We start from the raw sequence: 23,485 nt of genomic DNA, 5'->3' as shown, positions 1-23,485 counted from the left end.
GAATTTAGCCACGGGGTTCCGCTCCGTCAATGGTCCCTCCGCCGTCCTGGACAAACGACTCGGGGCCGCGCGGTGACAATCACCACACGGCCCCGGAGAAGCGAAGCTACGGAGAGAAGCGCAGGTCAGCCCTTGCGCGTCTTGATCTCCTCGGTCAGCTGCGGGACGACCGCGAAGAGGTCGCCGACCACGCCGTAGTCGACGAGGTCGAAGATCGGGGCCTCGGCGTCCTTGTTGATGGCCACGATGGTCTTCGAGGTCTGCATGCCGGCCCGGTGCTGGATCGCGCCCGAGATTCCGGAGGCGATGTACAGCTGCGGGGAGACCGACTTGCCGGTCTGGCCGACCTGGTTGGAGTGCGGGTACCAGCCGGCGTCGACCGCGGCACGCGAGGCGCCGACGGCCGCACCGAGGGAGTCCGCGAGCTCCTCGATGATGTGGAAGTTCTCGGCACCGTTGACGCCACGGCCGCCGGAGACCACGATCGCGGCCTCGGTCAGCTCGGGGCGGCCGGTCGACTCGCGCGGGGTGCGACCGGTGACCTTGGTGCCGGTGGCCAGGGCGCCGAAGGTGACGGCGAGCGCCTCGACGGCGCCGGCGGCCGGAGCGGCCTCGACCGGGGCCGAGTTCGGCTTCACCGTGATGACAGGGGTGCCCTTGGAGACGCGGGACTTGGTGGTGAACGACGCGGCGAAGGCGGACTGCGTCGCGACCGGACCCTCGTCACCCGCCTCCAGGTCGATGGCGTCGGTGATGATGCCGGAGCCGATGCGGACCGCCAGGCGCGCGGCGATCTCCTTGCCCTCGGCGGAGGACGGGACGAGCACGGCGGCCGGGGAGACGGCCTCGTACGCGGCCTGGAGCGCGTCCACCTTCGGTACGACGAGGTACTCGGTGAACTCGGGGGCGTCGGCGGTGAGGATCTTGACCGCGCCGTGCTCGGCGAGCACCGCGGCGGTGGCGTCGGCACCGGCGCCCAGGGCGACGGCGACGGGCTCGCCGATGCGGCGGGCCAGCGTCAGCAGCTCGAGGGTGGGCTTGCGGACGGCGCCGTCCACGTGGTCGACGTAGACGAGAACTTCAGCCATGGGACTGCTCTCCTGCTATTGCGAAGTGTCTGGGGGCTATGAGAGGGGTGGCCGGAGTTCTCAGATGAACTTCTGGCCGGCCAGGAACTCGGCCAGCTGCTTGCCGCCCTCGCCCTCGTCCTTGACGATCGTGCCGGCCGTGCGGGCCGGGCGCTGCGCCGCGGCGTCCACCGTGGTCCAAGAGCCTTCCAGACCGACCTCGTCGGCCTCGATCTCCAGCTCCTCCAGGTCCCAGGACTCCACCGGCTTCTTCTTGGCGGCCATGATGCCCTTGAAGGACGGGTAGCGGGCCTCGCCCGACTGGTCCGTCACCGAGACGAGCGCGGGGAGGGAGGCCTCCAGCTGCTCGCTCGCGGTGTCGCCGTCGCGGCGGCCGGTCACGGTGCCGTCCTCGACCTTGACCTCGGAGAGCAGGGTGACCTGCGGGACGCCCAGGCGCTCGGCCAGGATCGCCGGCAGCACGCCCATGGTGCCGTCGGTCGACGCCATGCCGGTGATGACCAGGTCGTAACCGGCCTTCTCGATCGCCTTGGCGAGCACCAGCGAGGTGCCCATGACGTCGGAGCCGTGCAGGTCGTCGTCCTCGACGTGGATGGCCTTGTCGGCGCCCATCGACAGCGCCTTGCGCAGCGCGTCCTTGGCGTCCTCGGGGCCCACCGTCAGAACGGTGATCTCGGCATCGTCGGCCTCTTCGGCGATCTGCAGCGCCTGCTCGACGGCGTACTCGTCGAGCTCCGACAGCAGGCCGTCGACGTCGTCACGGTTGACGGTCAAGTCCTCGGTGAACTGCCGGTCGCCCGTGGCGTCGGGCACGTACTTCACACAGACAACGATCCTCAGGCTCACGCCGGCTCTCCTACCGCATCGTCTTTTCTGGTACCGCCTTATGCAGGCAGCATAGGCGCCTTGTCGGGCGGATCCCGGTCGGGGCGGCCCGCGCTCCGAAGGGAATGTTACTCGTCAGTACACCGTGGCTCCCGCCAAGTCGCAAGGCTGGCGAACTGTGATCTGCCCAACGCCCTCCGACCCGCCCAAGCAGGGACGATTCAGTCGCGCAAGGCGTTGAAGCGCCCCTGGTGGTACAGCAGGGGACGGCCCTCCCCGGCGGGATCCCCGACCACCGCCTCCGCGATGATCACACGATGTTCGCCGGCGGGCACCCGTGCCACCACCCGGCAGACCAGCCACGCCAGGACGCCGCCCAGCACGGGAACGCCGTGCGGGCCCGCGTCCCAGCCGGTCGCCGGGCCGAAACGGTCCGCTCCGCTCCGGGCGAAAAGGCCGGCCAGGTCCCGTTGGTGCTCGCCGAGTATGTGGACGCCGATGTACTCGCTGTCGCGCACCGCTGGCCAGGTGGAGGCCCGGGTGCCGATCGTGAACGACAGCAGCGGAGGGTCGGCGGAGACCGAGTTGAGCGAGGTCGCGGTGAAGCCCACCGGCCGCCCGCCGTCCTGAGCGGTGATCACGGCCACTCCGGCGGCGTGCTGCCGGAAGACGGAACGCAGCAGGTCGGGAGAGCCGGGGTGGCCGGCGAAGACGCCGGAACGGGTGGAAGCAGCCGTCTGGACGGTCGGGACCGTCGGAGCACTCATCAGGGTTCTGCCTTCTGCCGCGGGACACGCGGGCACTGTCGGGGATCGGGAGGCGGGGCGTTCAGTGATCCCGACAGCGCGCGCTCGCGTGGCGGACCAGGTCCACGTGGGCCCGTCCGTAGAGCAGGAGTTCATACCGCATACCGCCAGCCTGGCGATCTCCCGCGGACACAGTCAAGCGAGATCGGGCAGATGTCAGGCGCGTCACGCTGCGTGCGGGCGCGCGCACCGGCGCGTCCGGCGCCCCGGTACCGGGCCGCCCGCCGGCCGCGCCGCCCGCACCGCCCGCACCGCTCGTCATACCGCCGCCCCGAGAGCGGCGATCACATCCACCTTGCGCGGCATCCCCGCCGCCCGCCGCACGATCCGGCCCTCCGCGTCCAGGACGAGCACGGTCGGGGTCTTCTCGATCCCGAGGGCCCGCACCAGGTCGAGCCGGTCCTCGGCGTCGATCTCGATGTGCGTGACTCCCTCGACCATCGCCGCGACCTCGGCGAGGATCCGCCGGGTGGCCCGGCAGGGCTGGCAGAACGCGCTGGAGAACTGCACCAGGGTGGCCCGCTCCCCCGGCTCCGCGCCCAGCTCCGCGGCGCCCAGACGTGCCCGCGCACCGTCCGGACCGCCCTCCGGCCGTTCGACCCGCCCGCCATCCCGCCCGAGCACCCGCACTCCCGTCGCCGTCTTCGTCCGCGTACGTCATCCTCGTACGCTCGTCCGTGGACCGGAGCACCCGAAGGGCCCACCACATTCCCGGCGTGACGAGAATCTCCCCGGGCACGGGCCTCTGGGCTGGCCAGCAGCCCTCGTATGGGGCACGATCCCATGGTCGCGTACCTACGCTTCCGTAACTTCCGGCCGGGAGAACCTCCCCAGGCAGAAAGCGGGGTCTCCCCACCATGGCTGAGCTCGTCTACCCTCCCGTGATCGGCACCGCCCACGGACTCTTCCGCGCGCTCGACATCCGGATCGACATGAAGGGCACCGAGAACATCCCCCGCAAGGGCGGTGCGGTCCTCGTGTCGAACCACATCGGTTACCTCGACTTCATCTTCGCCGGCCTGACGGCGCGGCCGCAGAAGCGCCTGGTGCGCTTCATGGCGAAAGAGTCGGTGTTCCGGCACAGGGTGTCCGGTCCGCTGATGCGCGCGATGAAGCACATCCCCGTCGACCGCAAGCAGGGTGAGGCGGCCTACCAGCACGCCCTGGACTCGCTGCGGGCCGGCGAGATCATCGGCGTCTTCCCGGAGGCGACGATCTCCCAGTCGTTCACGCTGAAGAGCTTCAAGTCGGGCGCGGCGCGCATGGCGCAGGAGGCCGGGGTCCCGCTGATCCCGGTCGCGCTGTGGGGTACCCAGCGGCTGTGGACCAAGGGGCGCCCGAAGAACCTCAAGCGCAGCCACATCCCCGTGACGATGCGGGTGGGCGAGCCGATGGACGCTCCCGCCGACCAGTACGCCGGGGCGATCACCCGTCGCCTGCGCGACCGCGTGCAGGAGCTCCTGGACGCCGCCCAGCGCGCCTACCCGGACAAGCCCAAGGACGCCACCGACTCGTGGTGGCTGCCGGCCCACTTGGGCGGCACCGCGCCGACGGCGGCCCAGGTCCGCGAAGCGGGCTGAGTCCCCACCCACAGCAGTGCGACTCCGCCCCGGGCGGGAGCGGAGCCAGGACTGCCGCGGCCTGCCGGTCGCGCCGGTCGGCCGCCGTGACGGGCTGCGGGGACGGGCTGCGATGACGGACTGCGGGCGGCTCAGCCCGAGGGTGTGCGGTGATCCTCCGTGCTGCCGGGGGGACCGCACGGAGCGGTGATGCACTGCCATTGCGGCTTCTCCGGAACGTGCGCCCCGCCATGGGAGCCGCCCTTGCCGGGGCGCTTGCCGCCCCACTTCCCGTTCTTCCTCCCCTTGCCGTCGCCCCGCTCGCCGGGACGGTTCTCAGTCCACGGCGAGGTGGAATGGCCGTCTGCGTCCGCGTCACGACGGTCCGCCACGGCCGCGTGCGGGGCGGCCGGGGCGGCGGCGAAGGCGGCCGTGGGCACCAGTACGGCTCCGGCGGCCATGGCGGTCGTGGCGGCGAACAGGGCCAGGCGTCGCGTTCGAACGGGGTGGGGCATGACGGTTCTCCTCCGACGAGAGAGCGGAACGGACACCTCCAGTACGCCCCGTCTCCCGCCTCGCGTCATGTCCCTCCCTCTCGTGTCTTGACGTGTCGCGGCGACCCCGCTAGAGGACCGCGTGGGCCTGTCGCCCGGTCGGGTCTCGGCATGGGTCGGGGTCTCCCACGCCTCGGAGTGGTGCTCGGTGCCCGGCCGGCGCCGGCCCGCGGTGAGCCTGCGCACGACGGCCCGTCTCAGGCCTCGGTTCCGGCGCGCCTGCGGCGCCGGTGGGCGGCTACGCGGGCGCGCGTGGCGCAGCCGGTGGAGCAGTAACGGCGTACGCTTCCCGGCCCGGTGGCGAGGAAGAACCGTCCGCAGCCCTCGGCGGCGCAGGCGCCCCAGGCGATCCGCCCGTACTCGGTGAGCAGTTGGGCGAGCGCGAGGGCGCCGGAGGCGAGGAACCAGTCGCCCCAGCCGGCCCCTTCGCCCCGGTCGGCGTGCAGGTGCCACGGGTGGCCGTCGTGCCGGGTGAGGCGGGGCCGGGTTCCGTACTCCTCGAAGAGCGCGTTGAGCGCCTCGGCGGCGCGGTCCTCCTCCCGCTCCCCGAGCACCGCCGCGATCCGCCGGGCCGCGGCGCGCAGTTCGGCGGCGCCCGCCTCGGGGAACGCCTCCTCGGTGAGGCCGGACGGGCGCTCCCCGTGCCCGGCGAGCAGCTCCGCGAGGTCGGCGCGCGGCAGTTCGGGGTTCACGCGGACCGCCTCGGCGAGGTCGATCAGCCGCCGGGCCGCCGAGAAGCCCTGGGAGTCCGCCATGCCCGAATCCTTTCCCCGTACACACGAGTGGCGTAACGTCTTGTGCGTTTATCACGTTACACAGGACCGGGAGGGGTCGAATGGGCGGGTTCGGGCGGTACCTGGCGGCGGCGCTGGCCGCGCGGATCGCCTCGGAGGGCATGGGCATGGCCGTGGTGCTGCTCGCCCTGGAGCGCACCGGGAGCGCGGCGCACGGGGCGTTCGTCCTGACGGCCTGGCTGGCCCCGCACGTCCTGGCAGCCCCCCTCGCGGGCGCCGCGGCCGCACGGACCCGCCGGCCACGGCTTTTCCACGTCGGCGCCGTGGCCGGGTTCACGGCGGCCGTGGCGGCGCTGACCGTGCTGCTCGGCCGGGCCCCGACGGCGCTGGTGCTGGCGGTGGCGGTGCTCGGCGGCACCTGCGGTCCGATGGTGACGGGCGGGCTGTCCAGCCTGGTCACGGGTCTGGTACCGGCGGGGCCCGGGCGCGACCGGGCGTACGGCTGGGACGCCGCCACCTACAACGCCGCGGCGGTCACCGCGCCGGCGGCGGTCGGCCTGGTCGCGGCGCTCGGCTCGGCCGGGCCGGCCATGGCCGTACTGGCGGCCTCGGGTGCACTGGCGGCGGCGCTGGCGGCGACCCTCCCGTACGAGGACCAGGGCGCCGGCCGGGCCCCGGACGCACCCCGGGCCGGGCTGGGCGCGGGCCTCGCGGCCCTGTGGCGGGTCCGCGAGCTGCGGGCCGTCACCTCGGCCACGACCCTGGCCTTCGTGGGCATCGGCTCGCTCACCACCACCTCGGTGCTGCTGGCCGCCGAGCTCGGCAGTCCGGGCGCCGGGGGTGTGCTGATGACGGCCTTCGCGGTGGGGGCGCTGGCGGGCTCGCTGACGCTGGGCCGGATCACGACCGTGGCGCCGGGCCGGCTGGCCCGGTGGGCGCTGGCCGGGACCGGCGCGGCCCTCGCCGCAGCGGCCTTCGCGCCCTCCTTCGCACCCTCCGTCGCCGTGACGGCGGCGCTGTTCGCGGTGGCCGGGGTGTGCGACGGGCCGCTGCTCACGGCCACGCTGCGGATCCGCTCGGAGAGCGCCCCGGAGGGGGTGCGGACGCAGGTGTTCACGCTGGGCGCGGGGCTGAAGCTGACGGCCGCGTCGGTGGGGGCGGCGCTGGTGGGGCTCGCGGCCGACGCCCCCGCGGCGGCGCTCTTGACGGGGATCGCCGCGCTGCTGCTCGCGTCCGCCCTGCTGCACGTCCTGGTGGCGCCGCGCGGACCCCGGCCGGCGGCGGATGCGGCTACAGCGCCGTCGGCAGCCTCCGCCACAGCTGCTGCCGGTCGGCGGACTCCCGGAGGGCGCTGAGGGCGGCCGGGTGCGGGGCGGCGTACAGCTCGGGATAGTCGATCTCGCCGAGCTCCGGGCGTACGGGGAAGGCCAGTTGCTCTCGGTCGAGGTCGAACCGGGCGTCCACGCCGGGCTTGTTGCCGCGCGGGTCCAGGCGGGCCCACTGATCACTGCCGGGCAGCCTGAGGGCGATCAGGCCGTGGACGAGGTGGCGCGAACCGTCGTCCTCGGCAAGCCGCTGGTAGCAGAGGGCGGCCGGGACACCTTGAGCCCGCAGGAGGGCGACGAGCGCATGGGACTTGGCGTAGCAGATTCCGTTGCGCGTGCCCAGGACGTCCGACGCGCGCCAGGTGACCCTCATGTCACCGGAATCGGCCGAGTGCGGGATGGCGTCGCGGACGAACTCGAAGGCACCCTTGGCGTATGAATATGCGTCACCGGTGGTGGACCAAAGGTCGTCCGCGGTGTCCTGCACCAGCGGATGCCAGTGATCGATGGCCGCATCCGACGCCAAGTAGGCGTGTATATCAGGGTTCTGTTGGATCAGCTGCATGAGCCTGAGCATAGGCAGGCCCCCGGCCGTAGATCAATAGATTTACAACCGGGGGCATATCTATACAGTCGTGAGGCTTAGCGTGACAGCTCTTCCTTCAGTGCCTGGAGGAAGCCGTCCACGTCCTCCTCCTGGGTGTCGAAACCGCACATCCAGCGGACGTCGCCCGCGGCCTCGTCCCAGAAGTAGAAGCGGTACCGCTCCTGCAGCCGCCGGGACACCTCGTGCGGCAGCCGTGCGAACACCGCGTTGGCCTGCACCGGGTAGAGGATCTCCACGCCGTCGGTCTCGCGCACTCCGGCGGCGAGCCGCTCCGCCATCGCGTTGGCGTGCCGGGCGTTGCGCAGCCACAGATCCTTGGCGAGCAGCGCCTCCAACTGCACCGACACGAAACGCATCTTGGACGCGAGCTGCATCGACATCTTGCGGATGTGCTTCATCTGCCGGACCGCGTCCGGGTTGAGCACCACCACGGCCTCGCCGAACATCATGCCGTTCTTGGTGCCGCCGTACGACAGCACGTCCACGCCGACCGCGTTCGTGAAGGCGCGCATCGGCACGTCGAGCGAGGCCGCGGCGTTGGCTATCCGGGCGCCGTCGAGGTGCACCTTCATGCCGAGCCCGTGGGCGTGCTCGCAGATCGCCCGGATCTCGTCCGGGGTGTAGACCGTGCCCAGCTCGGTGTTCTGGGTGATCGACACGACCTGCGGCATCGCCCGGTGCTCGTCCTCGAAGCCCCAGGCCTCCTGGTCGATCAGCTCGGGGGTGAGCTTGCCGTCCGGGGTCGGGACGGTGAGCAGTTTGAGGCCCGCCATCCGCTCCGGAGCGCCGCCCTCGTCCACGTTGATGTGAGCGGTCTTGGCGCAGATCACCGCACCCCAGCGGTCCGTCATCGCCTGGAGGGCGGTGACGTTCGCGCCGGTGCCGTTGAAGACCGGGAAGGCCTCCGCGTAGGGCCCGAAGTGGCTGCGGATGACCTTCTGCAGGTGTTCGGTGTACTCGTCCTCGCCGTACGCGACCTGGTGGCCGCCGTTGGCGAGCGCGATGGCGGCCAGGACCTCCGGGTGCACCCCCGCGTAGTTGTCGCTCGCGAAACCTCGCACCGCCGGATCGTGGTGGCGCCGGGCGTCGGTCTTCCCGGCATCGGTTCTCACGGTTGCGGAGTGAGCCACAGACGCTGTCCGTTCACATCGATTGCGGGCCGCTCCCAGACGCCGGCGATGGCCTCGGCCAGCTCCTTCACGTCGGTGAAGCCCGCGAACTTCGCACTGGGACGCTCGGCGCGCATCGCGTCGTGCACCAGTGCCTTGATGACCAGGATCGCAGCCGCCGCGCCCGGGCCCTCGTCACCGCCCGCCTTGCGGAAGGAGTCCGCCATGGCCAGGGTCCAGGCCTCGGCTGCCGCCTTGCCCGCGTTGTACGCGGCGTTGTTGGCGACCGGCTTGTGCGCGCCGGACTGGCTGACCAGGACGTAACGGCCGCGGTCGCTGCGCAGCAGTCCGTCGTGGAAGGCGAGTGAGGTGTGCTGGACCGTGCGGATGAGGAGCTTCTCCAGGAAGCCCCAGTCCGCGAGGTCGACGTCGGTGAAGGTCTTGCTGCCGCGCCAGCCGCCGACGAGGTGGACCAGCCCGTCGATCCGGCCGAATTCCTTCTCGGTCTGCTCGGCCCAGGCCTTGGTGGCGGCCAGGTCCAGCAGGTCCACCGTGTCACCGGTGATGGTGGCACCGCCGTGGGCGTAGCGTGCCGCGTCCACGGCTTCCGCGAGCCGCCCCGCATCGGCGTCGGACGCGATGACCACGGCGCCCGCCTCGGCGAGGCGGAGCAGGGTGGCGCGGCCGGCGGGCCCGCCGGCCCCGGCCACCGCCACCACCGCTCCGTGCAGCTTTCCGTTGCCGTTCCCGGAGCCGTTCATCTCTGCAGCCTCCTGTGGGCGAGCGCTCACGCGGCGACTCGCTCGGCCTGCTCGGCATTCAGGGCGGTGATGCCCTTCGTGGAGGCGATCACTCCCTTGAGCTTCTTGGCGAGCGCCTCAAAGAACATGCTGAGCGGAAACTCGTCCGGAAGCACGTCGTCCACGAGCTTGCGCGGCGGCTGCGTCATGTCGAGGGCGTCGGGACCCTTGGCCCACTTGGATCCCGGGTGCGGGGCGAGGTACGTCGAGACCAGCTCGTAGGCCTTGAACCAGTGGACCAGCTTCGGGCGGTCGATGCCGGCCCGGTACAGGTCCTCGATCTCGGCGCAGAGCTGGTTGGTGACCTGCGGGGCGCGCATCCAGTCGATCTTCAGCTTGTTGTCCGTCCAGCGCACGACGTCGTGCTTGTGGAGGTACGCGAAGAGCAGCTGGCCGCCGAGTCCGTCGTAGTTGCGGTTGCGGTCGCCGGAGACCGGGAAGCGGAACATCCGGTCGAAGAGGACGGCGTACTGCACGTCGCGGCCGTGCTCGTTGCCCTCGGACTCCAGCTTCACGGCCTCCTTGAAGGCGGTGAGGTCGCAGCGCAGCTCCTCCAGGCCGTACATCCAGAACGGCTGGCGCTGCTTGATCATGAAGGGGTCGAACGGCAGGTCGCCGTGGCTGTGGGTGCGGTCGTGGACCATGTCCCACAGGACGAAGGCCTTCTCGCAGCGCTCCTGGTCGGTGACCATGGCGGCGATGTCGGCGGGCAGCTCGAGGCCGAGGATGTCGACGGCGGCCGCGGTGACCTTGCGGAAGCGCGCGGCCTCGCGGTCGCAGAAGATGCCGCCCCAGGTGAAGCGCTCGGGCGCCTCGCGCACGGCGATGGTCTCCGGGAACAGCACGGCGGAGTGCGTGTCGTAGCCCGCGGTGAAGTCCTCGAAGGTGATGCCGAGGAAGAGCGGGTTGTCGTACCGGGTGCGCTCCAGCTCGGCGAGCCACTCGGGCCACACCATCTTGAGCGCGACGGCCTCCAGGTTGCGGTCCGGGTTGCCGTTCTGCGTGTACATCGGGAAGACGACGAGGTGCTGGAGACCGTCGGCGCGCTCGGCGGCCGGGTGGAAGGCCAGCAGGGAGTCGAGGAAGTCCGGCACCTGGAAGTCGCCCGCGGCCCACTTGCGCAGGTCGCCGACGAGGGCCTCGTGGTACTCCGTGGCGTGCGGCAGCAGCGGGGACAGCGTCTCGATGGCGCGGATCACGCGCCCGACGGCGGCCTCGGCGGTGTGCCGGGCGGGTGCACCCTCGGCCTCGAAGTCGATGGAGCCGTCCTTGGCCTGCCAGGGGCGGATCTCCTCCACGGCGGCCTTGAGCTCGGGCCACGCCGGGTGGTCGACCACCCGCGCCTCGGCGGTTATTACGGCCCCGCCGGTACCCGGCACAAGAGTTTCCGTCATGTCACTTCCTCCACAGGAGAACCTCACGTCAACACAGCGTATGGGTGCGAGGCTCTCCTACTCAAGTGGGGAACTCAGGAAATTATCCTGCGTCACCCCCTGCTTCACCGGAAGTCTTCCCGTTCCTCGGGGTGGAACGGAAGAGTCCGCCCAGTCGCGGCAAGGCTTCCCCGACGTGCGGCCGTCCGCCGCCCCTGCCGGGGCGGGCGGTGGCCGCGCGGGGGACCGAGGCGGAGATCACAACCCCCGGAAGTGCGGAATGACCTTTTCGCCCCACTGGCGCAGGGTTTCCAGGCAGGCCTCCTGTTCCACCGTGCCCATCTGGATCAGGCACATGATCTCGTCCGCGCCCGCCTCCCTCAGCCGTTCCACGTAGGCGATGGCGTCGTCGGCGGTCCCGTAGGCGTGGTCGGCGTTGAACGTGGCCGTAGAGGCGGGCCGGACCGGGATGTCCAGTTCATGCAGCCGGGCCACCACCTGCTCGGCGGCCCTGCGCATCTCGGCGGCGTCGTCCGCGCCCGCGACCACGGCCTCGTCCGGGATGCCGGCCCCGCCGTACCAATGGGCGATGGACTGGGCGAAGAAGCGCTGACCGCGGGTGCCGATCCGCCGCGCCTCCTCCCGGTCGTCCAGCACGATGGTCGGGCACAGCACCGAGAAGTGGTCGTTGACCACGGTGGACACGAACCGGCTTCCGTCCCGCCCGGCGATCGCGGCGTCGTAGACGGACCGCATCCGCGCGATCGATCCGGGTCCGGCGAAGCCCATCACCAGCGCCCCGATCCCCAGCTCCGCCGCCTGGACCAGGGTCTCGCCCCGGCTGCACGCCAGGAACAGCGGCGGATGCGGGGTCTGCCGCGGCCGCGGCAGGATGGGGTGCGGGTCGATGTCGATGAGCTCGCCGTGGTACTCCAGCTCCTCCTCCTGCCAGGCCCGGCCGATGATCCTCAGGGCCTCCTCGACCTCCGCCGCGGTGCGCTCCCGGTCCACCCCGCACAGCGAGGTCTCCTGCTCGGTGCCGCCGCGCCCGGCGCCGAGGTCGAGCCGTCCTCCCGACAGCAGGTCGAGCATGGCGGCCCGCTCCGCGACCCGCACCGGGTGATTGAAGTTGAAGGGCATGCACACGACGCCGTGGCCGATGCGTATGGTGCTGGTCTTGGCGGCGACCCAGCTCAGAAAGATCTCAGGGGCGCTCATGTGCGCGTACCACTTCAGCGAGTGGTGCTCGACCGCCCAGATCCGGTCGAAGCCCATGCGTTCGGCCAGCACGGCCTGCTCGACGCAGTCGCGGATGACCTGGTGCTCCCGCTCGACGGTCGGATCGGCCAGCTGAGCCTCGAAGATCACGGAGAATTCCACGGTGCCTCCAGGGTTGCGTCGCGTGCCCGGACTTACTTCAATTCGGAATATGACTAGTAGTCATGAGTCGAAGAAGCAAGAGCTTCCGCCGACCGCGTGGGCCGTTCTCGGCCTGCTCTCCTTCCCCGGCGGGCGGACCGGCTACGAGCTGAAGAAGTGGGCGGACTCCTCGCTGCGCTTCTTCTACTGGTCTCCGGCCATCAGCCAGATCTACGCGGAGCTGCACCGACTGGAGGAGATCGGTTACGCGGCCTCCGCGCGCTCGGGTCCCGAGGAGGCGCGGGCCAAGCGGCGCTACGCCATCACCGACGCGGGCCGCGAGGCCCTCTCCGGCTGGGCCGCCGACACCGCGCAGGCGGGGCCCCCGGTGCTCAAGCACGGCCTGCTGCTGCGGATCTGGCTCGGCCACCTGGGCGAGCCGGAGCGGCTGCGCGCGATGGTCGGCGAGCACCTGGAGCGCACCCGAGGCGAACTGGCCGCCGTACGGGAGGCCATGGAGCAGGCGGGCGGCGTACCGGAATGGGCCTTCCAGGCCCTCGCACTGCGCTGGAGTGAGCGGCGGCACCTGGCCGAACTGGAGCTGGGCGAGGCCCTGCTCGGCGACTTGGAGGGGCTCGAAGAGGCCCCGCCGGCCACCGAGTCCGGCAGGGGGGCGGAGAGCGGCAGCGGGCCCCGTCAAGCCGGTGGGGACGCGCCCACGCCCGGGTGACGCGGCAGGCCCGGCACCGGCCGCCGCGGGACGCACAGCCCTGGCGTGAAGCGGCCGGAGCGCCCTTCCGGGGCGCTGCACGGACGGTCCCTTCGCACCCCCGGCGCACTAGCATGCGTCCTCATCGCGCGCGGCCGGTCGGGACACCGCGACCGCGCGGGGAGCCGCCGTCGACGGAAGCGAGAGAACCTTGACTTTCCTCACCATCGGTCACCGCGGGGTCATGGGTGTCGAACCGGAGAACACCCTGCGGTCGTACCTTCGAGCGGAACGTTCCGGCATGGACGCCATCGCCCTGGACCTCCGGCTGAGCAAGGACGGCGCCCTCGTCGCCCTGCACGACCCCGAGGTGGACCGGACCACCGACGGCTCGGGGGCCGTCGCCGATCTGACCCTGGCCGAGCTGCGCGAGCTGGACGCCGGGCAGGGCGAGCACGTGCCGGTCTTCGAGGAGGTCCTCGACGCAGTGCGGTCGCCGCTCCAGGCGGCCGTCGCCGACCGGGCCGCCGCCGCGGTGCTCGCGGAGCTGATCCTGCGCCGCGACCTGACCGCCCGGGTGGAGGTGGCCTCCGCCGACGGGGCGGTGCTCGCCGAGGCGGCCCGGCTCGTGCCGGGCGTACGGACCACCCTGTACGCGTCCCCCCGCGCCGGCGACGCCGAGGGCGTCGTGAACCGGGCGGTGGCCGCCGGTGCCGCAACGCTCGCCGTGGACATCCGTCTGCTCGCCCTGGAGACCGTGGAGTCGGCGCACGCGGCGGGCCTGCGGGTGACCGGCCGCGCGGTCAACACCCTGGACCGGTTGCGGCTCGCGCGGGCGCTCGGGCTGGACGGCGCGACCACGGACTACCCGGAGATCCGCAGCACCGGCCGCTTCACCGCGTGAGGGCGACCGCGCCTCAGAGCGGCTTGACCAGCAGCTCGAAGGCCAGGTCGTCGCGGAGCGGGACGCCGAAGCGCTCGTTGCCATAGGGGAAGGGGCTCAGCTCGCCGGTGCGCCGGTAGCCGCGGCGCACGTAGTAGGCGATGAGCTCCTCCCGCAGGTTCACCACCGTCATCCTCATCTCCTGCGCGGCCCACGTCTCGCGGGCCCTGCGCTCGGCCTCGGCGAGGATCTCCCTGCCGAGGCCGGCGCCCTGGAGTCCGGGCCGGACCGCGAACATGCCGAAGTAGGCGTGGCCGCCCCGGTGTTCGAGGTGACAGCAGGCGACGAGTTCGCCCGCGCGCTCGACGACGAGCAGGACCCCGTCCGGGCTGTCGATGATCGCGCGGACCCCGTCCAGGTCCGTGCGCTGCCCGTCCAGGTAGTCGGCCTCGGTGGTCCAGCCGGCCCGGCTGACCTCTCCGCGGTAGGCGGACTCGACGAGCGCCACCAGTTCCGGTACGTCCGCCTCCACGGCGCTGCGGAAACTCAGGGCGGCGTGCTGGGCGGTCGACATCGGACACTCCGTTCGGTGCGGCGGCATATGACATGCCTGGTGCGGCAGGGAGAGCGTATCCCGGGGCGGCGTGAGCGCCGGGTGAGAGGGGCATCTCTCCCCGTGACGCCGACGAACCGGGAGTTGCGCCGTGCACGGTTCCGCTACGCCGCTTTCCGCCTCCGTCTCCTCCTGGCTGCTCGTTTTGCTGTGCGTGGTGAGCGGTGCGTACTGCCTGCGGCGGGTGCGCGGATCGGGGGCCACCGCCGGGGAGGCGGTGATGGGGTTCGGCATGGCGCTGATGGCCGTGCCCCTCGGGCACGGCGACGGGTGGCGGGGACCCGTGCTGGGCGTTGTCTTCTGTGGCGCGGCCCTGCACGCCCTGTGGCTGCTGCGGGGCGGCATGCACCACGCGCACCACCTGGTGGGCACCCTGACGATGGTCTACATGACCCTGCCCGGGGGGTCAGGGCACGGGCAGGGGGCGGGGCTTCCGCTGCTGACCGGGGCGCTCCTCCTGTACTACGCCGGATACGTGGTGCTCGGAGGGACCCGACTGATCACCGCGGGCGGACCGCCGCCCGAGCATCCGGCGGCCGTCGCCCGTGGCGGACCGGTGGAGTTCATCCACGCCTGCCGACTGGCCATGGGAATGGGGATGCTGGCCATGCTGCTCACGATGTGACGCAGGCCGCGGACGTGTCCTGCGTCACCAATGACCCGAGGTCGTACCCGCAGGTAGCCCCGCGCTCATAGGCTGGCGACCATGATGGTCCCCGCCGCACTCCTGTTGCTCGGCGCCCTGACCGCGGTGCTCGCCCCCCGTCTGCTGGCCCGCGCCCGATGGCCCGAGCGCGAACCCGTCGTGGCCCTGTGGGTGTGGCAGTGCGTGGTCGCCGCGGTGCTCCTGTGCTTCGGGCTGTCGATGCTGCTGAGCGCGGCCGCCGCCTGGCAGGCGGTCCGGGGCCGGCTCTTCGCCGCCGCCCCGCACGGCGTGGTCGACGCCTACGCGCTGGGCGCGTCCGGCGGTCCCTGGGCCGTCGGCACCGCGCTGGTGCTGGCGGGCGGTGCGCTGTGGACCGGGGCGATGCTGACCGGCGAGGTGCTGCGGGCGCGCGCCCGGCGGCGGGCGCAGGGCAGCGAACTGCTGGTGCGGGCCCCGCTGCTGCCCGGGGAGGACCCCGCGGGCGCGCGGCTCGTCGTACTGGAGGGTCCGCGGCCGGACGCCTGGTGGCTGCCAGGGGCGGCCCCGCAGCTGGTGGTCACGACGGCGGCGCTGGGCCGGCTGAAGGGCAGCCAGCTGGACGCCGTGCTGGCCCACGAGCAGGGGCACGCGGCGGCCCGGCACGACTGGCTGCTGCACTGCTCGCGGGCGCTGGCCCGGGGTTTCCCGCAGGTTCCGGTCTTCGCGGCCTTCGAGGCGGAGATGCACCGGCTGGTGGAACTGGCCGCCGACGACGTGGCCTCGCGGCGGTACGGACGCCTGACGATCGCGCTGGCGCTGGTCGGACTCAACGAGGACCGCGGCGTGTTCGGGACCTCCTCGACACAGCACGCGCACGTCCCGCAGCGGGTGCGCAGACTCCTGTCGGCCGACCCCCGGCTGTCGCCGGGCCGCAGACTGCGGCTGACGGCGCTGGCCACGCTGGTCCCGGCGGTCCCGCTGCTGGTGGCCTTCGTACCGGGACTGAGCGCCCTGGCCTAGGAGGTGGCGGCGGCACGGTGCTGCGGTCGCGGTGCTGCGGTCGCGGTGCTGCGGCGCAATACGGCCGCGCGGCGGTGCGAGGATCCCACCATGCGGAACAATCCACTGCGCTGGACGGGCGTCCTCGGTCTGCTGCTCTTGGCGGTCCTGACGGTGCTGGTGGTGACGGGGTGGCGGCCGCTCCTCTCCTACGACGGTCACGTCGCCCGGGACCTGCACGCGCACGCCCTCGCCCACCCCGGGATCACCGGTGCCATGAGGGTGCTCACCGACTGGGTGTGGGATCCATGGACCATGCGTGCGCTGGCCGCCGTGGTCTGCCTCCTGCTGTGGCGGCGGGGCGACCGGGAGCGGGCCCTGCGGGTGGCGCTGGTCGCGGTGGTGGCGACGGTGGTGCAGCAGGGAATGAAGACACTGGTGGGGCGGGAGCGCCCGGTGTGGTCGGATCCGGTGGACTCGGCGCAGTACTTGGCCTACCCCTCCGGCCACGCCCTGACGGCGACGGTGGTGTGCGGGCTGCTCCTGTGGCTGCTCCCCCATCCGGTCCCCGCGTGGGCGCCGATCGCCTGGGCGGTGGCCGCGGTCTCGGTGCTCGGGGTCGGCTTCACCCGCGTCTACCTCGGCGTGCACTGGCTGTCGGACGTGGTGGCGGGCTGGCTCCTGGGCGTGGCACTGGTGGCCCTCGCGACGTCCGGATCCGGCCGGCGACGCAGATCCGACGTCTCAAGGCGGGCCTGAAGCAGCACAGCCATGAGCAGGGCGCACTCAGGGGACAGCCGCGCTCCGGGCCGAGCGGCGTCCCTGCCGGCCTCGCTCTCCGGGCGGGCCGATCGGCCGACCGGGCGCGCTCGGTCGTACCGGTGGCCCTGAAGTAGGTGTGCCTGCTCTGGGCGATCCCCCGTGTCACCCAGAGCAGGCCCCTGCGCTGAGTATATTGGCTCTGAGCCAGTCAACGCAGGAGTAAGCATGTCCCCGCGCAGCGCATCGGTCAATGAAGAATTGCGCAGACGTTCCCGGGAGCGGCTGCTCCAGTCCACGGTCGAGCTCGTCGCCGAGCGCGGCTACGAGGCGACGACCCTCGGCGACATCGCCGACCGGGCGGGTGCGGCGCGCGGACTGGTCTCGTACTACTTTCCCGGCAAACGGCAGTTGCTGCAGTCGGCGGTGCACCGGCTGATGCACCTCACCCTGCACGCCGCGCTGGAACGGGAGCCCCGCAGCGAGGACGGGCGCGAGCGGCTCGCGCGCGCCATCGACGCCGTCCTCGGGCTGGCCCGGGACCATCCGCTGCTGATGCGGACGCACATGGCGGGCATCCTCACGGCCGAGGGCTTCGTGCAGTGTCCGGAGCAGCAGCGGCTGGCGGAGCTGCTCCGGGACACCGTCGCCCGGTACGGTTCGGCGGACGTGGACGCGGACTATCCGCTGCTGCGGGCTCTGTTGATGGGTGCGGTGGTGGCGGTCCTGCTGCCCGGCGCCCCGATGCCGGCCGCGCGACTGCGGGCCGAGCTGTTCCAGCGCTACGGGCTGGACTGGGAACTCGGTGTTCCGCCGGACGGCGGGCCGCCGCCCGACGGAAGGTTCCCCTCACACGTGTGACGCGGGCGTCAGCGGTAGTCGGGCTGGCTCTGCACGTTGAGCCGGTCCATCCACACCCATGTGGCGCTCTCGGTGCGCCAGTCGTGCAGCCTCAGCACGTCGAGGCCCTTGGCGATGTCGTTCGAGTAGATGTGGCCGTTGTAGTAGTACGCCGACCAGGACCCGCCGAGTCCGATCCGGTCCGTCGACAGCGGCCCGCGCTCGAAGTACGCGATCTCCTTGGGCCGGGCGGAATCGGTGAACTCCCACACCGAGACACCGCCTTGGTACCAGGCCTGCACCATGATGTCGCGGCCGCCGCCGACCGGGATCAGCGAGCCGTTGTGGGCGACGCAGTTCTCGGTGTCGGCCTGGTGGCGCGGGATCTTGAAGTAGCTGCGGAAGGCGAGCTTGCGCTGGTCTCCGCGGCCGGTGATGTCGTAGATCCCGTCCGCTCCTCGGTGGGGACCGGTGGCCTCGTTGCAGGTGGCACCGCCCCCTCCGCCGAGTTCGTCGGTGAACACCACCTTGTCCGCGCGCTCGTTGAAGGTCGCCGAGTGCCAGAACGCGAAGTTCACGTTGTCCTGCACGCGGTCGATGACCCTCGGCTGCTCGGGCTCGCTGATGTCGAAGAGGATGCCGTCGCCCATGCAGGCGCCGGCGGCCAGGTTCCTGGACGGAAGCACGGTGATGTCGTGGCAGCCGGTGGTCTTGGAGACGCCGGGGTTGGTGGGCCCGCCCGGGTTGCCGCCGTCGGGGAAGAGGATCGGGAAGGCGACGACCGCGGCCTTCGTCGGCGCCTTCTTCGGGACCTTCACCACGGAGATGCCGTCGTGGGGCGGCTTGCAGTCGGGGAACGCCTCGTTCGGGGAGTACGAGGCGACGTAGAGGTAGATGTCGCGGCCGCCCGGCACCAGGGTGTGGGTGTGGGAGCCGCAGGCGGTCTCGACGGACTTGATGTACTTGGGGTTCTTCTTGTCCTTGATGTCGAAGATCTTGATGCCCTCCCACGAGGACTTCTCCGTCGCGGGCTGCGAGACGCTGTTGCAGGAGTCGTCGCTGCGCGAGGAGTCGGTGGAGAGGAAGAGCAGGTCGCCGTAGACGGAGATGTCGTTCTGGCCGCCCGGGCAGAGGACGTGGGAGACGGTCTTCGGCGCCTTCGGGTTGCCGATGTCGTAGATCGTGAACCCGTTGTAGTTGCCCGCGTAGGCGTACCTGCCCTGGAAGGCCAGGTCGGAGTTGACGGCCGTGGGGTCGCTGGTTGGGATGTTGGCCAGAGGCGTGATGTTGGGGCTGTGCACGATCTCGTCCTGCCCGGGGATCTCACCCGGGGCGAGTGCCCTGCCCTCGACGGGGCCGGCGCTCTGCTGGTTGCCGTGGCCCGGCGCCAGATCGCCCGGGTCGGGGGTGGCGGCCGCCGGTCCGGCTGTCAGCAGCGTGGTGAGGAGCCCGGCCGCGGCGGCGGCCACCCCCACTCTCCTGTTTCGCACTCTCCTGGTGTGTAACGAGGTCACTGTGCCTCCCATGGGAGCCCGATCGGTTCCGCCCGCAGGGGAACGGAACCAGGACCCCGGCAGTATCTTCCCTTCATGGACATGGCAACAGCCCACAGGGTCCGTGAGAAGTTGGGAACGATAGCCGGGCGGTGCGTCGCGGCGTTGGTGGGCGCAGGCCTCCTGCTGACGCTGGCCGGCTGCCGGGGGGATGACGGCGCCGAGCGGGCCGACGACGGACGGGCCGTGATCGTCGCCCCGGGCAGACCCGGCGAGAAGGCGCGTACGCTCACGCCCGAGCAGGCGGCGAAGGCGAAACCCGACGACACCCCGAACGCCGCCGACCACGCCTACGTGCAGCGCATGATCGAACACCACCGCCAGGCCCTGACCATGAGCGCGCTGACCCCGCAGCGGTCCGCGGCGGACGGGGTGAAACGGCTGGCGGAGCGGATCACGGCCGCGCAGAAGCCGGAAATCGGTGCGATGGAGAAGTGGTTGGCCCGCCATCCGGCGCCGTCGGCGGGTTCCGGCGGGCACGGCCACGGCGGGGACCACGGCCCGGACCACGGCGCGATGCCGGGCATGGCGACCGAGCAGCAGCTCAAGGAACTGGCCCAGGCCAGGGGCGCCGATTTCGACCGGCTCTTCCTGAAGCTGATGACCGCCCACCACGAGGGCGCCCTGAAGATGGCCGGCGAAGCGCTGGCCGGGGGCAACAACGTCGCCGTCGAGGAGATGGCCACCGAGGTGGTGGCCACGCAGAGCGCCGAGATCCACCGTATGCGCGCGATGGGCTGACGGCGGACGGAGCCGGTGTCATGCTGGGACCACCTGCGGGAGGAGCTCCGCCGTGCTTCGTGTCGCCGTCGTCGGATCGGGCCCCAGCGGGGTCTATGCGGCCCAGACGCTGGTCCAGCAGCGCGAGGTGCCCGGAGTGCGGGTCGACGTACTGGACCGGCTGCCCGCACCGTACGGGCTCGTCCGGTACGGGGTCGCTCCGGACCACGAGAAGATCAAGTCGCTGCAGGGCAGCCTGCGCACCGTCCTGGAGGACGAACGCATCCGCTTCCTCGGGAACGTCGAGGTCGGCGGCGAGGAGCTGTCCACGCAGCGGCTGCTGGAGCTGTACCACGCGGTGGTGTACTGCGTGGGCGCGGCGCGGGACCGGCTGCTGGGCATCCCCGGCGAGGACCTGGCCGGCGTGCACTCCGCAACGGCGTTCGTGTCCTGGTACAGCGGTCATCCGGACGCCGCCGCCGAGGCCTTCGACCTGCCCGGGGTGGATGCGGCGGTGGTGGTCGGGGCGGGCAACGTCGCGGTGGACGTGACGCGGATCCTGGCCCGGGGCCCGGCCGAACTGACGCCGACGGACATGCCGCAGCCCGCGTTGGGCGCCCTCGCGGACAGCGGGGTGCGCAGGGTGGCGATGGTGGCCCGGCGCGGGCCCTCGCAGGGCAAGTTCACCACCAAGGAGTTGCGGGAACTGGGCACGCTGCCGGGGGTGGACGCCTGGTCGGACCCGGCCGAACTGGCGCTCGACCCCCTGTACGACGACCCGGGCGCGGCCGCCGCACTGCCGGCCGTGGCGCGGCGCAACGTGGAGGTGCTGCGCGGCTGGGCCGAGGCGGGCCCGGGCGATGCACCGCGCCGCATCGCGCTGCGGTTCTACCTGCGCCCGGTGGAGATCCTGGGCGGGCCCGACGGCCGGGTCACCGCGATGCGCTTCGAACGGACCGCACCCGACGGCCGCGGCGGGGTGACCGGGACGGGGGTCTACGAGGACATCGAGGCGCAGCTGGTGCTGCGCTCGGTGGGGTACAAGGGCGTCCCGCTGGCCGGGCTGCCCTTCGATCCGGCGAAGGGCACGGTCCCGCACGCGGGAGGACGGGTGCTGCGGGCGGGCCGGGCCTCGGTCGGCGAGTACGTGGCGGGCTGGATCAAGCGCGGCCCGACCGGGGTGATCGGCACGAACCGGCCCTGCGCCAAGGAGACCGCGTCCTCGCTGCTCCAGGACGCGGGGGCGCTGGCCCGGCGCGAGCTGCCCGACGACCCGCTGGACGCCCTGCGGGCAGCGGGCATGCGACCCGTGGAGTGGCCGGGCTGGCTGGCCATCGAGGCGGCCGAGGCCGATCTGGGAGTGTCCCTGGGCCGCCGCTCCGTCAAGATCCCGGACTGGGCCGGCCTGTTGGGCGCCGCGGAGCTCGCTTAGAGGTCTCAAGCACTCCTTCAGGTGGCCGGGTTCGGGGACGGGCGGCGCCTTGAGGGTCTGCAGCAGGGGCAGGCCGTTTGCTCGGGCGACGGCAGGACAGCTGATCAAGCGGTGTCGTAGGGTGCTGCGGTGATGCGCGCGAGAATTCTGGTACTGGCGGTGTCCATGGCGGCCTGCGCCGCGCTGGCGGGGTGCTCGGACGAAGGAGGTGCCGGGCGTACCGCACCGGCACCGGGCCCCACCGTGACGGGTACGGCCGCTCCCCCAGACGCGGCGGCCCTCGCCGAGCGTTACCGGGAGGCGGGCGGGGACGGCGACGTGTACGGCATCGAGCAGATCCCCGGGCCGGACGGGGCGGCGCCCCTGATCGTCGTCCGCACCCACAACCCGGACACGGACGACGCCCTGTTCAAGAAGCAGGCGGCGTCCATCACCGCGTACCTGTCGCTCAGCGAAGGTGTCCGGCTGCCCGGCGGCTACCGCATGGACGTCTTCGGTCCGGACGGTAGCCTGCTCCACCGCTGGGACGCCACGGCCTAGGACAGCGGCCCGGGGACGCCGCGGCCTAGGACAGCCGCGCCGCTTCGGCCGACGCCGCCGTCAGGACGCTGTCGAGGAGGCCGGGGAAGAGCGCCTCCAGGTCCTCCCGGCGCAGGGCGTTGAGCTTGGTGGTGCCCCGGTAGGCCTGGCGTACGACGCCGCTCTCCCGCAGGACGCGGAAGTGGTGGGTGGTCGTGGACTTGGTGACCGGCAGGTCGAAGTGGGAGCAGGACAGGTCCCCGGCCGAGGCGGCCAGATCCAGGACGATGGAGAGCCGCACCGGGTCGGAGAGGGCGTGCAGCACGCCCTCCAGGCGGATCTCGGCCGCCTCGGGGTGGGCGAGGGTGCGGACCGCGTCCCGTTCCGTCATGTCCCTGCTCCACTCAGTCGGCTTGGCTCCCGACCCCCATCGTACGAGAGTCGTCGAAGGAGCTGTCGGAGTCGCGGAATCCGGCGGCAATCGGGGTGCGGCGGCTCCGGCCTGTGGGGCGCCGTCGCACCGCCGTCACCAGGACCGGTGGTACGGCCGGGGCGTACGGATCTCCGCGCCCAGCTCGTCGGCCGCGCGGCGGGCCCAGTACGGGTCGCGCAGCAGCTCGCGGCCCAGCAGGACCGCGTCGGCCTCGCCGTTGGTCAGGATCTTCTCGGCCTGCTGCGGTTCGGTGATGAGGCCGACGGCGGCCACGGGCAGGGCCGTCTCGGCCTTGACCCGGGCGGCGAACGGCACCTGGAACCCGGGGCCGACGGGGATGCTCACCCCGGGGGCCAGGCCGCCGGTCGAGACGTCGAGGAGGTCCACGCCGTGCTCCTGGAGCAGCCCGGCCAGCCGCACCGTCTCGTCGGCGGTCCAGCCGTCCTGCTCCAGCCAGTCGGTGGCGGAGATCCGGAAGAACAGCGGGAGTTCCTCCGGCCACACCGCCCGCACGGCGTCCACGACGTCGAGGGCGAAGCGGGTCCGGTTCTCGAAGGAGCCGCCGTAGGCGTCGGTGCGCTTGTTGCTGTGCGGGGAGAGGAACTCCCCGATGAGGTAGCCGTGGGCGCCGTGGATCTCGACGACCTCGTAACCCGCCGCGAGCGCACGTTCGGCGGCGGCCGCGAACTGGCGGGTGATCGCGCCGATCTCATCGTCCGTCAGCTCGTGCGGAACCGGGTGGCCCTCGGCGAACGGCAGGGCGCTCGGGGCGACCGGCTGCCAGCCGTGCGCCTCGGGTCCGACCGGGGCGCCGCCCTTCCAGGTCCGGTCGGTGGAGGCCTTGCGGCCGGCGTGTGCGATCTGGATGCCGGGGACGGTGCCCTGGGTCTTGAGGAAGGAGGTGATCCGGCGCAGCGCCTCGACCTGGGTGTCGTTCCAGATGCCGAGGTCGTAGGGGGAGATCCGCCCTTCCGGCGAGACGGCGGTGGCCTCCTGGATGATCAGGCCGGTGCCGCCGACGGCGCGGGCGGCGTAGTGCGCGAAGTGCCAGTCGTGGGCCACGCCCGTGTTCGGCCCGGAGGCCTCGGCGCTGTACTGGCACATCGCCGCCATCCACACGCGGTTCGGGACGGTGACCGAGCGAAGGGTGTAGGGCGCGAACAGGGCGGCGAAAGCGGCAGGAACGGCGGGTGCAGCACTCATCAGGGCTCTCCAGATGTCACCGGGCGCGCCGGGATCGGCGGCTAAGTACGAGGTTCAC

At 72.2% G+C, this 23,485-nt stretch carries 26 protein-coding genes; 11 read left to right on the top strand and 15 right to left on the bottom strand.

The window, feature by feature from the left end; all coding sequences use genetic code 11:
• Positions 1-125: 125 nt before the first annotated feature.
• The 4 genes from ACWGIF_RS03510 to ACWGIF_RS03495 all read right to left on the bottom strand — a co-directional run bounded on the left by ACWGIF_RS03510 (position 126) and on the right by ACWGIF_RS03495 (position 3,343).
• Positions 126-1,088, bottom strand: coding sequence for an electron transfer flavoprotein subunit alpha/FixB family protein (locus ACWGIF_RS03510; protein ID WP_453490391.1), 963 nt, complete (start codon positions 1,086-1,088; stop codon positions 126-128).
• 60 nt (positions 1,089-1,148) lie between these two features.
• Entirely contained in the window at positions 1,149-1,934 is a 786-nt protein-coding gene (locus ACWGIF_RS03505) for an electron transfer flavoprotein subunit beta/FixA family protein (RefSeq protein ID WP_453490389.1), read from the bottom strand.
• A 200-nt stretch (positions 1,935-2,134) separates the two neighbouring features.
• A complete protein-coding gene (locus ACWGIF_RS03500) occupies positions 2,135-2,683 on the bottom strand; it encodes a flavin reductase family protein (protein WP_453490477.1) in 549 nt (182 codons plus the stop codon).
• A gap of 294 nt (positions 2,684-2,977) precedes the next feature.
• Positions 2,978-3,343: a TlpA family protein disulfide reductase gene (locus tag ACWGIF_RS03495; protein WP_453490386.1), complete on the bottom strand. Its 366-nt coding sequence runs from the start codon at positions 3,341-3,343 to the stop codon at positions 2,978-2,980.
• 233 nt (positions 3,344-3,576) lie between these two features.
• Here ACWGIF_RS03495 and ACWGIF_RS03490 point away from each other — a divergent pair, with 233 nt between their 5' ends.
• The gene (locus ACWGIF_RS03490) at positions 3,577-4,299 is read left to right on the top strand and encodes a lysophospholipid acyltransferase family protein (protein WP_453490383.1); all 723 of its coding nucleotides are present in this window, start codon (positions 3,577-3,579) and stop codon (positions 4,297-4,299) included.
• 131 nt (positions 4,300-4,430) lie between these two features.
• On the opposite strand, the gene ACWGIF_RS03485 is transcribed toward ACWGIF_RS03490, so the two are convergent.
• Positions 4,431-4,793: a hypothetical protein gene (locus ACWGIF_RS03485; protein ID WP_453490380.1), complete on the bottom strand. Its 363-nt coding sequence runs from the start codon at positions 4,791-4,793 to the stop codon at positions 4,431-4,433.
• Between the two features lie 236 nt (positions 4,794-5,029).
• Positions 5,030-5,587: a CGNR zinc finger domain-containing protein gene (locus ACWGIF_RS03480; RefSeq protein WP_453490377.1), complete on the bottom strand. Its 558-nt coding sequence runs from the start codon at positions 5,585-5,587 to the stop codon at positions 5,030-5,032.
• A gap of 80 nt (positions 5,588-5,667) precedes the next feature.
• Between ACWGIF_RS03480 and ACWGIF_RS03475 the strand changes: the two genes are divergently transcribed.
• Entirely contained in the window at positions 5,668-6,921 is a 1,254-nt protein-coding gene (locus ACWGIF_RS03475; protein ID WP_453490374.1) for an MFS transporter, read from the top strand.
• On the opposite strand, the gene ACWGIF_RS03470 is transcribed toward ACWGIF_RS03475, so the two are convergent.
• The 5 genes from ACWGIF_RS03470 to ACWGIF_RS03450 form a co-directional block, all read right to left on the bottom strand.
• Positions 6,857-7,456: a transglutaminase-like domain-containing protein gene (locus tag ACWGIF_RS03470; RefSeq protein WP_453490371.1), complete on the bottom strand. Its 600-nt coding sequence runs from the start codon at positions 7,454-7,456 to the stop codon at positions 6,857-6,859. The two genes, ACWGIF_RS03475 and ACWGIF_RS03470, sit on opposite strands and share 65 nt — an antisense overlap.
• 77 nt (positions 7,457-7,533) lie before the next feature.
• On the bottom strand, positions 7,534-8,628 hold the full coding sequence (locus ACWGIF_RS03465; protein WP_453490368.1) for a threonine aldolase family protein: 1,095 nt from the start codon (positions 8,626-8,628) through the stop codon (positions 7,534-7,536).
• Positions 8,607-9,368: an SDR family NAD(P)-dependent oxidoreductase gene (locus ACWGIF_RS03460; protein ID WP_453490365.1), complete on the bottom strand. Its 762-nt coding sequence runs from the start codon at positions 9,366-9,368 to the stop codon at positions 8,607-8,609. Before ACWGIF_RS03460 ends, ACWGIF_RS03465 begins: the two co-directional genes overlap by 22 nt.
• A 26-nt stretch (positions 9,369-9,394) precedes the next feature.
• Complete coding sequence (locus ACWGIF_RS03455) at positions 9,395-10,801, bottom strand: DUF6421 family protein (RefSeq protein WP_453490362.1); 1,407 nt, start codon at positions 10,799-10,801, stop codon at positions 9,395-9,397.
• A gap of 237 nt (positions 10,802-11,038) precedes the next feature.
• On the bottom strand, positions 11,039-12,160 hold the full coding sequence (locus ACWGIF_RS03450) for an LLM class flavin-dependent oxidoreductase (RefSeq protein WP_453490359.1): 1,122 nt from the start codon (positions 12,158-12,160) through the stop codon (positions 11,039-11,041).
• Between the two features lie 49 nt (positions 12,161-12,209).
• Between ACWGIF_RS03450 and ACWGIF_RS03445 the strand changes: the two genes are divergently transcribed.
• Positions 12,210-12,869: a helix-turn-helix transcriptional regulator gene (locus ACWGIF_RS03445; RefSeq protein ID WP_453490356.1), complete on the top strand. Its 660-nt coding sequence runs from the start codon at positions 12,210-12,212 to the stop codon at positions 12,867-12,869.
• 190 nt (positions 12,870-13,059) lie between these two features.
• Entirely contained in the window at positions 13,060-13,752 is a 693-nt protein-coding gene (locus ACWGIF_RS03440) for a glycerophosphodiester phosphodiesterase (protein WP_453490353.1), read from the top strand.
• A gap of 13 nt (positions 13,753-13,765) precedes the next feature.
• Here the strand turns inward: ACWGIF_RS03440 and ACWGIF_RS03435 are convergent, their stop codons facing one another.
• On the bottom strand, positions 13,766-14,305 hold the full coding sequence (locus ACWGIF_RS03435) for a GNAT family N-acetyltransferase (protein WP_453490350.1): 540 nt from the start codon (positions 14,303-14,305) through the stop codon (positions 13,766-13,768).
• Positions 14,306-14,435: 130 nt separating this feature from the next.
• Between ACWGIF_RS03435 and ACWGIF_RS03430 the strand changes: the two genes are divergently transcribed.
• From ACWGIF_RS03430 to ACWGIF_RS03415, 4 genes are all read left to right on the top strand, one after another.
• Positions 14,436-14,969 (top strand): DUF5134 domain-containing protein, encoded by a 534-nt coding sequence (locus tag ACWGIF_RS03430; protein WP_453490347.1) that lies wholly within the window; start codon positions 14,436-14,438, stop codon positions 14,967-14,969.
• Between the two features lie 81 nt (positions 14,970-15,050).
• Positions 15,051-15,989: a M56 family metallopeptidase gene (locus tag ACWGIF_RS03425; protein ID WP_453490345.1), complete on the top strand. Its 939-nt coding sequence runs from the start codon at positions 15,051-15,053 to the stop codon at positions 15,987-15,989.
• 90 nt (positions 15,990-16,079) lie between these two features.
• Positions 16,080-16,727 carry a phosphatase PAP2 family protein gene (locus tag ACWGIF_RS03420; protein ID WP_453490342.1) on the top strand — a complete coding sequence of 216 codons (648 nt, stop codon included), beginning with the start codon at positions 16,080-16,082 and terminating at the stop codon, positions 16,725-16,727.
• A gap of 228 nt (positions 16,728-16,955) precedes the next feature.
• Positions 16,956-17,588, top strand: a complete 633-nt coding sequence (locus ACWGIF_RS03415; RefSeq protein ID WP_453490339.1) for a TetR/AcrR family transcriptional regulator — start codon at positions 16,956-16,958, stop codon at positions 17,586-17,588.
• 8 nt (positions 17,589-17,596) lie between these two features.
• Here ACWGIF_RS03415 and ACWGIF_RS03410 read toward each other — a convergent pair whose 3' ends face one another.
• Positions 17,597-19,081: an LVIVD repeat-containing protein gene (locus ACWGIF_RS03410; RefSeq protein WP_453490337.1), complete on the bottom strand. Its 1,485-nt coding sequence runs from the start codon at positions 19,079-19,081 to the stop codon at positions 17,597-17,599.
• Between the two features lie 75 nt (positions 19,082-19,156).
• On the opposite strand from ACWGIF_RS03410, the gene ACWGIF_RS03405 reads away from it, so the two are divergent.
• From ACWGIF_RS03405 to ACWGIF_RS03395, 3 genes are all read left to right on the top strand, one after another.
• Positions 19,157-19,861 (top strand): DUF305 domain-containing protein, encoded by a 705-nt coding sequence (locus ACWGIF_RS03405; protein ID WP_453490334.1) that lies wholly within the window; start codon positions 19,157-19,159, stop codon positions 19,859-19,861.
• A 52-nt stretch (positions 19,862-19,913) separates the two neighbouring features.
• On the top strand, positions 19,914-21,272 hold the full coding sequence (locus tag ACWGIF_RS03400) for an FAD-dependent oxidoreductase (RefSeq protein ID WP_453490331.1): 1,359 nt from the start codon (positions 19,914-19,916) through the stop codon (positions 21,270-21,272).
• A gap of 132 nt (positions 21,273-21,404) precedes the next feature.
• On the top strand, positions 21,405-21,812 hold the full coding sequence (locus ACWGIF_RS03395) for a hypothetical protein (protein WP_453490328.1): 408 nt from the start codon (positions 21,405-21,407) through the stop codon (positions 21,810-21,812).
• A 25-nt stretch (positions 21,813-21,837) separates the two neighbouring features.
• Here ACWGIF_RS03395 and ACWGIF_RS03390 read toward each other — a convergent pair whose 3' ends face one another.
• Both ACWGIF_RS03390 and ACWGIF_RS03385 read right to left on the bottom strand, forming a co-directional pair.
• Complete coding sequence (locus ACWGIF_RS03390) at positions 21,838-22,182, bottom strand: ArsR/SmtB family transcription factor (RefSeq protein ID WP_453490325.1); 345 nt, start codon at positions 22,180-22,182, stop codon at positions 21,838-21,840.
• Positions 22,183-22,317: 135 nt separating this feature from the next.
• On the bottom strand, positions 22,318-23,427 hold the full coding sequence (locus ACWGIF_RS03385) for an NADH:flavin oxidoreductase/NADH oxidase (RefSeq protein WP_453490322.1): 1,110 nt from the start codon (positions 23,425-23,427) through the stop codon (positions 22,318-22,320).
• Positions 23,428-23,485 lie beyond the last annotated feature (58 nt).

It is taken from the genome of Streptomyces sp. NPDC054849, assembly GCF_053610945.1.
The sequence above is the reverse complement of the archived record's forward strand: the minus strand, read 5'-3'. Positions and strand labels throughout refer to the sequence as shown.